Origin of the sequence: Pseudomonas sp. NPDC087817, from assembly GCF_044742875.1 — a bacterium.
In the GTDB taxonomy this organism is placed as follows: domain Bacteria; phylum Pseudomonadota; class Gammaproteobacteria; order Pseudomonadales; family Pseudomonadaceae; genus Aquipseudomonas.
The window spans coordinates 27,975-41,617 of the sequence record NZ_JBIUVJ010000001.1 but is presented as its reverse complement, the minus strand read 5'-3'; the positions used below and the strand labels follow the sequence as shown (position 1 = coordinate 41,617).

Here is a 13,643-nt window from a genome sequence, read left to right as displayed (position 1 = left end):
ACTTTTGCCATGAAAAAACACGTCGTGCTGTACAAGAAACTCTCGCCCGCGCTGATGGCGCGGCTGCAAGCACAGTTTGATGTAACGCTGATTGAAAGCCTCGACGCCCAAGGCCTGATGCAACTGCGCGATGCCCTGCCCCACGCCCACGGCTTGCTCGGTGCCAGCCTGAAACTCGACGCCGCGTTGCTCGATCTGGCGCCGCAGCTGGAAGCGATTGCCAGCGTCTCGGTGGGCGTCGATAACTACGACATCGACTATCTGACCCGGCGCAAGATCCTCCTGACCAACACCCCCGACGTGCTCACCGAAACCACTGCCGACACCGGTTTCGCCTTGATTCTGGCCACGGCCCGGCGTGTGGTGGAACTGGCCAACATGGTGCGCAGCGGTCAGTGGCAGCGCAATATCGGCCCGGCCCATTTCGGCACCGATGTGCATGGCAAGACACTGGGGATTATCGGTATGGGCCGGATTGGCGAGGCGTTGGCCCAGCGCGGGCATTTCGGTTTCGGCATGCCGGTGCTGTATCACAGCCAGTCGCGCAAACCGGCGGTCGAAGAGCGGTTTGCTGCGCAGTACCGCAGCCTTGAGGAGCTCTTGCAGCAAGCCGATTTCATCTGTCTGACCTTGCCGCTGACCGCACAGACCGAAGGCTTGATCGGCGCTGAGCAATTTGCGCTGATGCGCCCGGAGAGCATTTTCATCAACATCTCGCGGGGCAAGGTGGTGGATGAGGCAGCACTGATCGACGCGCTGAGCCAGCAACGGATTCGTGCGGCTGGGCTGGATGTGTTCGAACGTGAGCCGCTGAATCATGACTCGCCGTTGTTACAGTTCGACAATGTGGTGGCGACGCCGCATATGGGCTCGGCGACCCATGAAACGCGGGAGGCGATGGCGCGCTGTGCGGTGGAGAATCTGCTGGTGGCGTTGGCTGGCGATAAACCTGCGAATCTAGTGAATCCATTGGCCTGGCAGGGCTGAGATCTGCATGGCCTGAGCTGGCCTCATCGCTGGCAAGCCAGCTCCCACAGATTCTTCAGTGTTCATCAAATCGGTGAGCGACACAAAACTCTGTGGGAGCTGCCTGCCTGGCAGGGCTGAGATCTGCATGGCCTGATCTGGCCCCATCGCTGGCAAGCCAGCTCCCACAGATGCTTCAGTGTTCATCAAAACCCTGTGGGAGCTGGCTTGCCAGCGATGGGGCCAGTGAACACGCTGCAAAACCATCAGGCACTGCGCGCCTGTAACAGCTGCGCCGCGCACAGGGCAATCCGCGCACAGGCATCCGCCAGTTTCACCCGGTCCAGCACCAGCCCGAGGCGGATATGCCCCGCCGCACTCGGCCCGAACGCCTCTCCGGCCAGCACCGACACGCCGTAACCTTCGAGCAACCGCTCGGCAAACGCCTGCGCGCCCAATCCGGTCTGGCGCACATCGACCATGACGAACATCCCGCCATCCGGTCGTATCGGCTGCAATCCCGGGCACCCGCGCAAGCGTTCGCACACCAGGTCCCGGCGCAGGCGATATTCCTCGCGCATCTGCGACACTTCCGGCAGGTCTGAAGCCAGCGCGACTTCCGCGGCTTTCTGGACAAAGTCCGGCAAGCCGAACAGCATGCTCAACGACAGATTGACCAGATGTTCGGCCAACGATTTCGGGCCGATCGTCCAGCCGATACGCCACCCGGTCATGGCGTGGGATTTCGACAGGCTGTTGATCGTCGCCGTGCGTTCGGCCATCCCCGGCAGGCTCGCCGGGCTGATGTGTTGGCCTTCGTAAAGGAGTTCGCTGTAGACCTCGTCGCTGATCAGCCACAGGTCATGATGAATGCACAGCGCCGCCAGTTCCTGCCAGATCAGCAGCGGCAGGCTCGCGCCGCAAGGGTTGTTGGGACTGTTGAGCAGCATGGCGCGGGTCTTCGGCGTGATCCGCGCGGCGACATCGGCGGGGTCGACGCGAAAGCCGTTTTCCGGACGCACCGGCACCGGCACCACGGTCGCGCCGCAAGCGCCGAACACCCCTTCATAGGTGACGTACATCGGCTCGGCGACGATCACCTCGTCGCCCGGGTCGAGCAAGCATTGCGCCACCGAATACACCGCGCACTGCGCTCCGGGCATGACAATCACATGATCGGCGTCGACTGCCTGACCGCTGCGTTGCCGGTGGCGTGCGGCAATCAACTGACGCAGCGCCAGCCGGCCACGGACTTCGGAATAATGCGTATCGCCCGCCAGCAGGCTGTCGATGGCGCCGTGGACGATCGGCAGTGGTGTATCAAAATCCGGGTCGCCCACGCTCAGCAGCAATATGTCGACACCCTCGGCGCGCAACTCCAGCGCTCGGTCGTGAATCTGCCAGGCCGCTGCTCCCTCCCCGGCGATTCGTTGGGTCAAGGCTGAATAGCGCATGTACGTCTCCTGATTGCGCAGTCTCCAGCCTTCACCGTATCTCAAATCACGAAACGCGCCACCATGGCGTTCAAATCCACCGCCAGACGCGACAGTTCGTGAGTCGCGGCGCTGGTCTGGTTGGCGCCTGCGGCCGATTGCGTGGCCAGATCGCGGATGTTGACCAGGTTGCGGTCGACTTCACGCGAGACTTGCGCCTGCTCTTCCGAAGCGCTGGCGATGACCAGGTTGCGTTCGTTGATCTGGTGGATCGACTGGGTGATCTGCTCCAGGGCAACGCCGGCAGCGCGGGCCATTTCCAGGGTGGACTGGGTGCGTTGATTGCTTTGCTGCATCGACGAAACCGCTTCACCGGTGCCGTTCTGGATGCCGGCGACCATTTTTTCGATTTCCTGAGTCGACTGCGCGGTGCGATGGGCCAGTGCGCGCACTTCGTCCGCGACCACGGCAAAACCGCGCCCGGCCTCACCGGCACGCGCCGCTTCGATGGCCGCGTTCAGCGCCAGCAGGTTGGTCTGTTCGGCAATGGCGCGGATCACGTCAAGCACTTTGCCGATATCACGACCTTGCGCGGCCAGGCCTTCGATCATTTGCGCGGTGTTCTGCACGTCGTGGGTCATGGTCTGGATCGCGTCGACGGTTTTCACCACTTGATCGCGACCTTCACGGGCGGCGTGGGTCGACTGGTTCGAGGCTTCGGACGTCGACACGGCGTTGCGTGCAACCTCCTCGACCGCCGCGGTCATCTCGTTGACGGCGGTGGCGGCTTGTTCGATTTCGTCGTTTTGCTGTTGCAGGCCGCGAGACGCTTCTTCAGTCACGGCGCTGAGTTCTTCGGCGGCGGCGCCCAGTTGCGTGGCGGAACCAGCGATCTGCTCAATGGTTTTGCGCAGGTTGGTCTGCATCGCGGCGAGGGCGGCGAGCAGGCGCGCCGGTTCGTCCTTGCCATCGACTTCGATGAGTTTGGTCAGGTTGCCACCGGCGATGGTTTGCGCCGCCTCAACGGCACGGTTCAGCGGAGTGACAATGCTGCGCGTCAGCAACAACGCCAGCAACACTGTAGCGAGCGCAGCGACAACCGCAACGATGACGATGCCAGTGATGGCGCTGTCGTAATGCTCGCCCGCCTGCATGGACGCGGTTTTGGCGTCAGCGGCGTTGATCGCGATCAGCTTGTTGAGCTGCTCGCCCATCTGGTCGGTGCCGTCCTTGATCCGCGTGTTGATCAGGGTGCGCATCTCGTCGAGCTTGTCCTGGCGCGACAGGTCCATCATCTGGTTTTGCGCTTGCAGGTAGTTGTCCAGGGTCGTCGCGAAAGACTGATACAGCGCCCGCTCTTCCGGACCGGCCGGCAGCGCGGCGTAAGCGGCCTGGGCACTGCGCACCTTGTCGACCAGCACGCCAATGCGGGTCTGCGCCTCCTGCAAACCGGCGGCCTCGCGATTGACCAGCACGCGGAACGACAAAATCCGCAGGCGCAGGACGTTTTCCGTCACCACGCTGAGTTGCGTCACGCTGGGCAGTTGCGTCGAATCCATGTCGACTGAAGCCTGGCGGATGACCGACATGCGGTTGACGGCGAACACGCCAAGCACGATCACCAGCAAGGCAATAAAGGCAAAACCGAGGAAGGCACGGGGCGCGATATTGAGGTTACGCAAGGACATAGTTGGACTCTCGGAAGATAGAAACTACGAGCATCCATGCCGTGATCACTGACCCGTGGGGCGGGCTTCGGTCCGGCGTCACTGTTATTAGGGAGTTTTGTGCGCGCCTGATAGCTGTATCGGCCAGGCTTTAGGAAGATTGTGGGTCAAGAGCAAATATTTTTCAGGGTGTTACGACAATGAAACATCTTGAAGCTTCTCCGGCTCCTGTGGCGAGGGGATTTATCCCCGTTGGGCTGCGAAGCGGCCCCTTACAACCCTTCAGGCACTTCGCATACACAGGATTGGCGACTGCTGCGCAGCCGATCGGGGATAAATCCCCTCGCCACAAGGTTCTCGGTGCCGTTCAGGACGGGTGTCTGGCCAGTTGCCAGACGCGGGCGATGTCGGTGGCGCGTTCGCGCAGCAAGCGTGGCGCTTCGGCGCAGGCCTTTTCCAGTGTCATCGGGCCGCTGGTCACGGCGAATGCGGCATCGATGCCGTGCGCGTAGAGTTCCTGATAGCCCTCCCCCAGGGTCCCGGCGATCACGATCACTGGAACCTGCGCCTGCTTGGCAATCCGCGCGACGCCGAACGGGGTTTTGCCGCGCAAGGTCTGGGCATCGAAGCGACCTTCGCCCGTGATCAGCAGATCTGCGCCGTTGACCGCCTCAGCCAATCCGACCAGCTCGGCGACCACTTCGACACCGGCCTGAAACTGCGCGCCAAGAAACGCCTTGGCCGCGAAACCCAAACCACCTGCCGCGCCGCTGCCCGGCTCATCGCGCACGTCTTTGCCCAACGCTTGCGCGCACAGCTCGGCGAAGTGGCCGAGGGCCTGATCGAGTTGTTGGACCTGCACGGGCGACGCCCCTTTCTGCGGGCCGAAAATCGCCGAAGCACCATGGGGTCCGCACAGCGGATTGTTGACGTCGGCGGCGATGTCGAAACGCACCTGCGCCAGGCGTGGGTCCAGCTCGCTCAGATCCAGTCGCGCCAATTGCGCCAATGCCAAACCACCCGGCACCAGCGCTTGCCCTTGAGCGTCGAGCAATTTCACCCCCAGTGCCTGCATCGCCCCGGCGCCGCCATCGTTGGTTGCGCTGCCGCCAATCGCCAGAATCACCCGCTGCGCACCGGCATCCAGCGCCGCACGAATCAGTTCGCCGGTGCCGAAGGTGCTGCTGATGCACGCATCGCGCTGACCCAGCGGCACCAATTGCAGACCGCTGGCCTCGGCCATTTCGATGATTGCCGTGTGGTTGTGCGGCAACCAGCCCCATGCGGCGTCAACCGGTACGCCCAACGGGCCGCGCACGCGGGTGCGGCGCAGTTCGCCTTCACACGCGGCGAGAATCGATTCGACGGTGCCTTCCCCGCCATCGGCCATTGGGCACTTGACCAGTGTGGCGTGTGGCCAGACTTGCGCCAGGCCCAGCGCAATGGCCTCGGCAACGCCTTGGGCACTCAGGCTGTCCTTGAATGAATCGGGGGCGATGACGATTTTCATGCGAATTCTCCTGTTCGAATGCCCTCATGCTGCCAGTCGGCATGCGCATTGACGCCTGTCCGCTGCACAAATGGCGCGGGGGTTTATTGTTCATTTCTACAAAAACCCTGAAATGGATGGCGAATGTCCCGGCCTCATCGCTGGCAAGCCAGCTCCCACAGGTTCAAAGGCGTGCCCAGCATCGAGGGCACACATAAACCCCTGTGGGAGCTGGCTTGCCAGCGATGGCGTCAGTGACATCACCCGCTTAATTCGGGTCAGTCTGCGGTAGCAGTTGCACGCCAAGGTAGAGGGCCAACATCCCCTCCAGCCGTAACGGATCAACACCGCTGATCTCGGCAATCCGCTCCCACAGGTTCAAAGGCGTGCCCAGCATCGAGGGCAACACATAAACCCCTGTGGGAGCTGGCTTGCCAGCGATGGCGTCAGTGACATCACCCGCTTAATTCGGATCAGTCTGCGGTAGCAGTTGCACGCCAAGGTAGAGGGCCAACATCCCCTCCAGCCGTAACGGATCAACCCCGCTGATCTCGGCAATCCGCTCCATCCGGTAACGCAGGCTGTTGCGGTGAATCCCCAGCGCATCAGCACACGCCTGACTCTGTCCATCGTGGTCACACCAACTGCGCAGCGTCGCCAGCAACTGGCCGTTGCCGTCCTTGGCGATCACTTTGCGCAGCGGTTTGAGCAATTCGTCCAGCGCATCATCGTTGCGATGACGCCACAACATCACCGGCAAGCGGTAGCGATTGAGGATCAGCAAACGCGAGTGCGGCAACACTTCGCGGCCATAGGCGAGCAAATCCGCCACGCGCCGATAACACCGACGCAATCCGGCCAGCCCATCCGCCTGCCCGCCCGCGGCGATGCGCAGAATGTTCCAGCCCAAGGCGTCGAGCTTTTCCAGCAACCGATCATGTTCGATGGTCAGACTCGCCGGCCGGCACCACAGCAACGACGACTTCGCCGACGTCACGCACCAACTGTCCGGGAAGCGCGACGTCAGCCAGGCACTCAGGGCATCGACGGTTTGCCCCGGCCCGTGTTCGGGCCCCAATTCGAACAGATACGGCACTCGGGTCATTTGCGGCTTGAGCCCGAGTTGCTGCGCTTCATCGAGCAAACGTGGCGAGTCCCCCGTTTCACTCAACAGCAACGCCAGCAAGTCATCGCAACGCTGCCGTCGCCATTGCTGTTCGGCTTGCTGATTGCGCTGGCCGACCAACATCTCCGCCGTCATCCGCACCAGTTCGGCGTAAGTGCGCAGTTGTTCCGGCTCGCCGGTAATACCGAGTACGCCGATCAAACGCTGATCGAGCAGCAGTGGCAGGTTGATCCCGGGCTGCACGCCTTTCAGGTGCTGGGCGGTCGGCCCGTCTATCTCCACGACCCGCCCGTTGGCCAGCACCAGTTGCGCGCCTTCGTGGCGAGTGTTGATGCGCTCCGGTTCGCCGCTGCCGAGGATCAGCCCCTGGCTGTCCATGACGTTGACGTTGTACGGCAAAATGGCCATGGCCCGGTCGACGATGTCCTGCGCGAGGTCGTGATCGAGTTCGAACATAACGGAGAAAATCCTTATAGACAGGCACGGACGGTTGTTCACCCGCACAGGGCTTGGCGCAAAACCCTGTGCTCAGGCACAAAGACAATCCGGCCAAAGGTGGCCGAGACTCTCAGGGCGATCAACGTTACCCTTTGCATCGCAAAAAATCATAATAAAGAGAGAGCCGCTATGTCGCAGAGCGCCGCAGCTACCCAGACCATCGAAGACGATAAAAACGCCGTTTATAAACGCATCACCCTGCGTTTAATCCCCTTCATCTTCATCTGCTACCTGTTCAACTACCTCGACCGGGTCAACGTTGGATTCGCCAAACTGCAGATGCTTGATGCGCTGAAATTCAGCGAAACCGTCTACGGCCTCGGGGCCGGTATTTTCTTCATCGGCTACGTGCTGTGCGGCGTACCGAGCAACCTGGCGTTGACCAAGTTCGGTCCACGGCGCTGGATTGCCGTGATGATGATCACTTGGGGCACGCTGTCGACCTGCCTGTTGTTCGTCACCACGCCGACCGAGTTCTACACCCTGCGCCTGTTTACCGGTGCGGCCGAAGCCGGATTCTTCCCGGGCGTCGTGCTCTATCTCTCGCAGTGGTTCCCGACGTTCCGCCGTGGCCGGATCATGGCGCTGTTCATGTCGGCGATCCCGGTCTCGGGTTTGCTCGGCAGCCCGTTTTCCGGGTGGATTCTCAATCACTTCGCTGCGGGCCAGGGCGGCCTCGCCGGCTGGCAATGGATGTTTTTGCTACAAGGTATTCCGACCGTTGTCTTGGGCGCACTGGCGTATTTCCTGCTCAGCGACAACTTCGCCAATGCCAAATGGCTGACCCCGCATGAACGCGCGGTTCTGGAGGCCGATCAGGCCGAAGACTTGGCGAACAAGCCGAAAGCCACTTCCGACTCGCTGATTGCGGTGTTCAAGAACCCGGCGATCTGGGCGTTTGGCCTGATTTATTTCTGCATCCAGAGTGGCGTGTACGCGATCAATTTCTGGCTGCCGTCGATCATCAAGAACCTCGGCTTCAGCGACAACCTGGTGATCGGCTGGTTGAGCGCCATTCCGTATCTGCTGGCGGCGGTGTTCATGCTGCTGGTCGGGCGCTCGGCGGACCTGCGCAAAGAGCGGCGCTGGCATCTGGTGGTGCCGATGCTGATGGGTGCGATCGGCCTGATCATCGCGGTGAATTTCGCGGCCAATCCGGCGATTGCCATTCTCGGTCTGACCCTTGCAACCATGGGGGCGCTGACCGGTCTGCCGATGTTCTGGCCAGTGCCGACCGCCATGTTGAGTGCAGGCGCTGCCGCCGGTGGTCTGGCGCTGATCAACTCGATGGGGCAGATGGCCGGGTTCCTTAGCCCGTACCTGGTGGGTTGGGTCAAGGACAGCACCGGTTCGACCGATGCGGCGTTGTACCTGCTGGCCGGGGTGATTGTCGGCGGCAGCTTGCTGGCGTTGCGCATGACGCGGACATTGCGGGCTTGAGTTGATGCAAGGAAGAGCGGCCCTTTTCAGGGCCGTTTTTTATTGGGGTTTCGGCTTGGTTTTTTGTGGTGTTCTGAGGATCTTTTCCCCCTCACCCCAGCCCTCCCGAAACGTCGGACCGCCCCCAAGGGGGCGAGGGGGAAAGGGAGCCGATCTGCGGGCTTTTCAAGACCTGCGTTCGACTCGGTATTGCACGTCGGCGTACCTCGCTCAAACACTTCGGTCAGTCCCCTCTCCCTCTGGGAGAGGGTTAGGGTGAGGGCTGTACTTTGGCATCCAGTTCAATCACCAGACCACCCGGCATTTGCACGAAAATCTGCGCGATCCCCTCACCCGGCACCTGTGCCAACTGGTACGGCAAACCACTTTCGCGCACCCGCCGCAACACTGTTTCGGCCAACTCATCGGTACGAAAAGCAATGTGGCTCAATTCAGTGTTTTCCGGCAGCGGCTGCTCGATCACATGCACCAGCGCGTGCGCATCCTGATACAGCCAGCGTCCGGGAAACGGAAACGGCGGCCGACGGCCCGGCGTGAGCCCGAGCAACGCCGCGAAATTGTCCTGCAAACTCTGGCCGTCAGCGGTGTTGAACGCCAGATGATCGAATGTCCAGGTCATGCGTATCTCCCGTGGTAATTCATTGATTGCAGTGTCTACCCTTGCCAATCACGGAAAAATCCCGCTAAAACGCAAAGATCTTTAAAGGATTTTTACCAATGAGCTCGATTCTCGATCTGGAGATCTTCGTCCGCGTGGCCGACTCCGGGAGCATTTCCGCCGCTGCCCGCGCCCTGGAACTGACGCCGGCCGCCGCCAGCATTGCCCTGAAGCGTCTGGAAACCCGACTTGGTATCCGCCTGCTCGCCCGCTCCACCCGCAGCATGCGGTTGACCGAAGAAGGTCGGCGCTATCTGGAAAGCGTGCGCTTGGCGCTGGCCACACTGGCCGATGGCGAGCAGGCGCTCAAGCAGCAGACCGAAGGCCTTAGCGGCGTGCTGCAACTGGCGGCACCGTCGGATTTCGGACGCAATGTGTTGCTGCCGTGGCTGGACGAGTTCAAGCGCGAACACCCGAACATCCAATTGCAATTGCTGCTCAACGACCGCCATTCCGATCTGTTTCGCGAGACCGTGGACGTGGCACTGCGCTTCGGAGTGCCGAGCGATTCGACACTGGTGGCATTACCGATTCTGCCGCAACACCGCCGCGTGGCCTGCGCCAGTGCAGACTATCTGGCACGGCATGGCACCCCCCGACACCCCGCCGAATTGTGCGAACACAGCGCCCTGCTCTATCTGCGCAACGGTCGGCCATACAACACCTGGCAGTTCAGTCGTGCGGATGAGGTGCTGGAAGTTGAAGTCCACGGCGACTACCTCAGCGACGACGGCGAAGTGGCCCGCCGCTGGGCGTTGGCCGGGCATGGCATCGCCTACAAGGTCTGGCTCGACGTTGCCGAAGACGTGCGCGCCGGACGCCTGGTGACACTGTTTGATGACTGGCGAGGTGAGCATGCGCCGTTCAACCTGTTTTGCCCGCATCGGGTGCAAGTGTCGGAGCGGGTCAAGGTATTGCAGGCGTTTTTGCAGGAGCGCTGCCAGGCGTTGAGCCGATAATTCACTTTGCCACGTCGCACGCTTCTGGTATTTGATCAGGGTTTCCCACAGGCAAAAGGATTTCGGCATGAGCTATCGCACACTGGGTCACTCAGGGTTGCAGGTGTCCACCCTGACACTCGGCACGATGATGTTTGGCGAACAGACCAGCACCGAGGAATCGCTGCGCATCATCGACAAGGCCTGGGATCAAGGCATCAACTTCATCGACACCGCCGACGTCTACACCAATGGCCGCTCTGAAGAGATCGTCGGCGAAGCGATTGCCGGTAATCGTCATGAATGGGTGCTGGCGACCAAGGTCGGTTTCGGCCCGGTGGACGGTGTGCCGAACCGCAGCGGTTTGAGCCGTAAACACATCTTCAATGGCCTCGATGCCAGCCTGACCCGTTTGGGCACCGACTATCTCGACATCTATTACCTGCACCGCGAAGACCACAACACGCCGCTGGAAGTCACGGTGTCGGCGATCGGTGACCTGATCCGTCAGGGCAAGATTCGTTATTGGGGACTGTCGAACTACCGCGGTTGGCGGATTGCCGAGGTGATTCGTATTGCCGACCAACTGGGTGTCGATCGCCCGGTGATCAGCCAGCCGCTGTACAACATCGTCAACCGTCAGGCCGAAACCGAGCAGATTACCGCTGCGCAGACTTATGGCCTGGGCGTCGTGCCTTACAGCCCGCTGGCCCGTGGCGTGCTGAGTGGCAAGTACGTACCGGACGTGACACCGGACGCCAACAGCCGCGCCGGGCGTCAAGACAAGCGCATTCTGGAAACCGAATGGCGCGTAGAATCGCTGCGCATCGCCCAGCAGATCCAGCAATACACCGAGGGACGAGGCGTTGGCATTGTCGAGTTTGCGATTGCTTGGGTGCTGAACAACAGCGCCGTGACTTCGGCGATTGTCGGGCCGCGCACCGAGGCGCAGTGGGATGCGTATACCAAGGCGCAGGCAGTGAAGATCACGGCGGAGGATGAGGCGTTTATTGATTCGCTGGTCACGCCGGGGCATGCCTCGACGCCGGGCTTCAACGATGTAAGCCATTTTGTGTCGGGTCGCAAACCCCATCGGGCCTGATGTTTCCTCCTGCGCACAGCCCTCTTGCGAATGAGAGGGCCTCGAATGGAAGAAGCCTGGCGATATTGCTTCAGCCCCTGTAATCAGCCGCTTGAATGGACAAGAGTGCGATCAGCCGTGAGCCACCGGTTGAACACTCGATCAAGGCCAAGGATAGATAAATGCTCAGTCGCACTCTGGAGTTCGCGTGGAAGCCTTTGCGCGCGATGTGGTTCAACATACTCGGCGATAAAAAGGGCTTGGGCCAACACCCTTTAGCCACTGCGATTCCGGCTCGCGGATATGGCGCACCTGCCATTGAATACCGCGCGGATGTTGACGGACTTCGGGCAATTGCCGTTCTGCTGGTGTTGATTTTTCACGGTGGTTTTTCGTTATTCCCTTCCGGTTTTATTGGCGTCGATATTTTCTTTGTCATCTCGGGGTATCTGACGACCTCGATCATCATGAAATCGCTGGATAACGGCACGTTCAGCTTCACCGGGTTTTACACCCGACGTATCTGGCGATTACAACCGGCGATAATTGCGTTGTTGATAGCAACGCTGATCATCACAACGTTGCTGTACTTGCCCGATGACTATGTCGACTTTCTGAAAAGTGCCAAGTACACGTCTTTACTTCTCTCAAACCAGTACTTTGCCAATGCGACATCCGGGTACGCCACGCCCGATGCGGCGAGCTTGCCTCTGCTGCACACCTGGTCGCTGGCAATCGAATGGCAGTGGTATCTGGTCCTGCCGCTGGGCCTATGGTTGCTCCATCGCCATGTGGCGAAACAGGCTTTCAAGGCGAGCGTCCTCGGCCTGACCGTGGCTGCCATCGCACTCGCGTCATATCTGTCGGAAACGCTTGCCGATAAAAATTACTACTTCTTCGCCGCTCGAGTTTTCGAATTGATGATCGGCTCCTGCGCCGTCATCTTCAGCACGGACAAGTTCAAGCTTGATCGCCTGAGCGCCTCTCTGATTTGCCTGTTGTCGCTGGCCACGATTGCCTACTGCGCCACTCGCGAAAACATCCTCGCCGGTTTTCCGAACTACTACGCCATCGCGGTGTGTATCGCCACAGCTGCCCTGCTTTGTCGCGGGATAGGCGATGCCAGCATCACCTCAAGACTACTGGCGCTGAAACCGTTGGTATTTGTCGGCACTCTCTCCTACTCCTTGTATTTGTGGCATTGGCCGATCCTCGCCGTCATCAGTTACATGGGCATACCCCTCACCCCGATGGTGAAGGTCGTCTACTTCGCTGTCACTTTTGTGGCTGCCTGGGGTTGCTTCGTATTGATCGAAAACAGATTTCGCAAGGCAAGGACCGGCTTTACCAAAACCCTGGTGCTGCTGATGATTCTGCCCGCGGTCGGACTGTCGCTACTTCACTCTAACGCCAAGAAGCACGAGGGATGGCCTGAGCGATTTGGCGAGGATTCGAGTTACGTCTTCAGTGGTTTGAAAGCTTCTGTACCCGTCCACCGGGAGAAATGCCTGGGTGTGAGTGATGAAGCTGATCCAGGCTGTGTAATGGGCGCTGTGCAGCCAACCGCAAAAGCCTTTCTTTTGGGCGATTCATTTTCGAACCACTACTGGGGGTTTGTTGAAACGCTGGCCAAAGACGCCAACCTTTCGGTGCTCTCACAGGGTTATCCGGCATGTCTGGCGTTGCCCAAGGTCTTTCTCTACGACTCGAAAAAATATAAAAACGGGCTGTATCAAAAATGCCACGACGCAACACAGCGCTACTACGACCTCATCACGAAGAGCCATTTTCAATATGTAATCATTGGTCAATTTTGGGAGGCCTATCTCAGCGCGGATATCGTCACTGAAGTGGATGATCCGCGCAGCCTGGAACTATCCCAACAACGCCTTGGCGCAGCAATCCGCGATGCCCTGGATATCATTGTAGCGTCGGGCGCCACCCCCATCTTCCTGATGAACACGCTGCCAATGCCGGCGGGTATCAATGAATGCCTGTTGAGACAGGTGAAGTTGCGGGGCTGGATGGGCAGTGCCGAACAAAGCAGTCTTTGCGCCTCGTCGACATGGTCGGGCAGTGAAGACCCGGTATTGGCGAAGTTGTTCAGCAATCTGCAGGCGGAATATCCCACGTTGATCCTGATTGACCCGAAAGGAGTGCAATGCGAGGACGGCACTTGTGTAACAACCATCGACGGATTGCCGGTCTATCGTGACATTGGTCACGTAACCGACTATGCCTCTTATAAGCTTGGCGAAATGTACCTCAAGCGTTTCGGCAATCCGTTGAAAGGCACTCAGTGATGTTGTAAATAATGAGCATCCGAACAATATTCAGCACAAAAACC

11 protein-coding genes are annotated in these 13,643 nt (G+C 60.1%); 5 read left to right on the top strand and 6 right to left on the bottom strand.

The window, feature by feature from the left end; all coding sequences use genetic code 11:
- Nucleotides 1-9 precede the first annotated feature (9 nt).
- Entirely contained in the window at nt 10-987 is a 978-nt protein-coding gene (locus ACIONG_RS00225) for a 2-hydroxyacid dehydrogenase (protein WP_401295796.1), read from the top strand.
- Nucleotides 988-1,232: 245 nt separating this feature from the next.
- On the opposite strand, the gene ACIONG_RS00220 is transcribed toward ACIONG_RS00225, so the two are convergent.
- From ACIONG_RS00220 to ACIONG_RS00200, 5 genes are all read right to left on the bottom strand, one after another.
- Complete coding sequence (locus ACIONG_RS00220) at nt 1,233-2,420, bottom strand: pyridoxal phosphate-dependent aminotransferase (RefSeq protein WP_103307419.1); 1,188 nt, start codon at nt 2,418-2,420, stop codon at nt 1,233-1,235.
- A 41-nt stretch (nt 2,421-2,461) separates the two neighbouring features.
- Nucleotides 2,462-4,087, bottom strand: coding sequence for a methyl-accepting chemotaxis protein (locus tag ACIONG_RS00215; RefSeq protein WP_401295794.1), 1,626 nt, complete (start codon nt 4,085-4,087; stop codon nt 2,462-2,464).
- Between the two features lie 346 nt (nt 4,088-4,433).
- On the bottom strand, nt 4,434-5,576 hold the full coding sequence (locus tag ACIONG_RS00210; RefSeq protein WP_401295791.1) for a glycerate kinase: 1,143 nt from the start codon (nt 5,574-5,576) through the stop codon (nt 4,434-4,436).
- Between the two features lie 247 nt (nt 5,577-5,823).
- On the bottom strand, nt 5,824-5,961 hold the full coding sequence (locus tag ACIONG_RS00205) for a hypothetical protein (protein ID WP_213028528.1): 138 nt from the start codon (nt 5,959-5,961) through the stop codon (nt 5,824-5,826).
- A 57-nt stretch (nt 5,962-6,018) separates the two neighbouring features.
- On the bottom strand, nt 6,019-7,137 hold the full coding sequence (locus tag ACIONG_RS00200; RefSeq protein ID WP_401295788.1) for a sugar diacid recognition domain-containing protein: 1,119 nt from the start codon (nt 7,135-7,137) through the stop codon (nt 6,019-6,021).
- 171 nt (nt 7,138-7,308) lie between these two features.
- Between ACIONG_RS00200 and ACIONG_RS00195 the strand changes: the two genes are divergently transcribed.
- Nucleotides 7,309-8,619, top strand: coding sequence for an MFS transporter (locus ACIONG_RS00195; protein WP_401295785.1), 1,311 nt, complete (start codon nt 7,309-7,311; stop codon nt 8,617-8,619).
- 250 nt (nt 8,620-8,869) lie between these two features.
- On the opposite strand, the gene ACIONG_RS00190 is transcribed toward ACIONG_RS00195, so the two are convergent.
- Nucleotides 8,870-9,238: a hypothetical protein gene (locus tag ACIONG_RS00190; RefSeq protein ID WP_401295782.1), complete on the bottom strand. Its 369-nt coding sequence runs from the start codon at nt 9,236-9,238 to the stop codon at nt 8,870-8,872.
- Nucleotides 9,239-9,336: 98 nt separating this feature from the next.
- On the opposite strand from ACIONG_RS00190, the gene ACIONG_RS00185 reads away from it, so the two are divergent.
- The 3 genes from ACIONG_RS00185 to ACIONG_RS00175 all read left to right on the top strand — a co-directional run bounded on the left by ACIONG_RS00185 (nt 9,337) and on the right by ACIONG_RS00175 (nt 13,599).
- Nucleotides 9,337-10,236, top strand: a complete 900-nt coding sequence (locus ACIONG_RS00185; protein ID WP_401295779.1) for a LysR family transcriptional regulator — start codon at nt 9,337-9,339, stop codon at nt 10,234-10,236.
- A gap of 67 nt (nt 10,237-10,303) precedes the next feature.
- Nucleotides 10,304-11,317, top strand: coding sequence for an aldo/keto reductase (locus ACIONG_RS00180; RefSeq protein WP_401295776.1), 1,014 nt, complete (start codon nt 10,304-10,306; stop codon nt 11,315-11,317).
- 161 nt (nt 11,318-11,478) lie between these two features.
- Nucleotides 11,479-13,599 (top strand): acyltransferase family protein, encoded by a 2,121-nt coding sequence (locus ACIONG_RS00175; RefSeq protein WP_401295774.1) that lies wholly within the window; start codon nt 11,479-11,481, stop codon nt 13,597-13,599.
- Nucleotides 13,600-13,643 lie beyond the last annotated feature (44 nt).

Coding starts and splice junctions, on each gene's coding strand:
- ACIONG_RS00225 (WP_401295796.1), top strand. CDS start 10: ATGAAAAAACACGTCGTGCTGTACAAGAAACTCTCGCCCGCGCTGATG.
- ACIONG_RS00220 (WP_103307419.1), bottom strand. CDS start 2,420: ATGCGCTATTCAGCCTTGACCCAACGAATCGCCGGGGAGGGAGCAGCG.
- ACIONG_RS00215 (WP_401295794.1), bottom strand. CDS start 4,087: ATGTCCTTGCGTAACCTCAATATCGCGCCCCGTGCCTTCCTCGGTTTT.
- ACIONG_RS00210 (WP_401295791.1), bottom strand. CDS start 5,576: ATGAAAATCGTCATCGCCCCCGATTCATTCAAGGACAGCCTGAGTGCC.
- ACIONG_RS00200 (WP_401295788.1), bottom strand. CDS start 7,137: ATGTTCGAACTCGATCACGACCTCGCGCAGGACATCGTCGACCGGGCC.
- ACIONG_RS00195 (WP_401295785.1), top strand. CDS start 7,309: ATGTCGCAGAGCGCCGCAGCTACCCAGACCATCGAAGACGATAAAAAC.
- ACIONG_RS00190 (WP_401295782.1), bottom strand. CDS start 9,238: ATGACCTGGACATTCGATCATCTGGCGTTCAACACCGCTGACGGCCAG.
- ACIONG_RS00185 (WP_401295779.1), top strand. CDS start 9,337: ATGAGCTCGATTCTCGATCTGGAGATCTTCGTCCGCGTGGCCGACTCC.
- ACIONG_RS00180 (WP_401295776.1), top strand. CDS start 10,304: ATGAGCTATCGCACACTGGGTCACTCAGGGTTGCAGGTGTCCACCCTG.
- ACIONG_RS00175 (WP_401295774.1), top strand. CDS start 11,479: ATGCTCAGTCGCACTCTGGAGTTCGCGTGGAAGCCTTTGCGCGCGATG.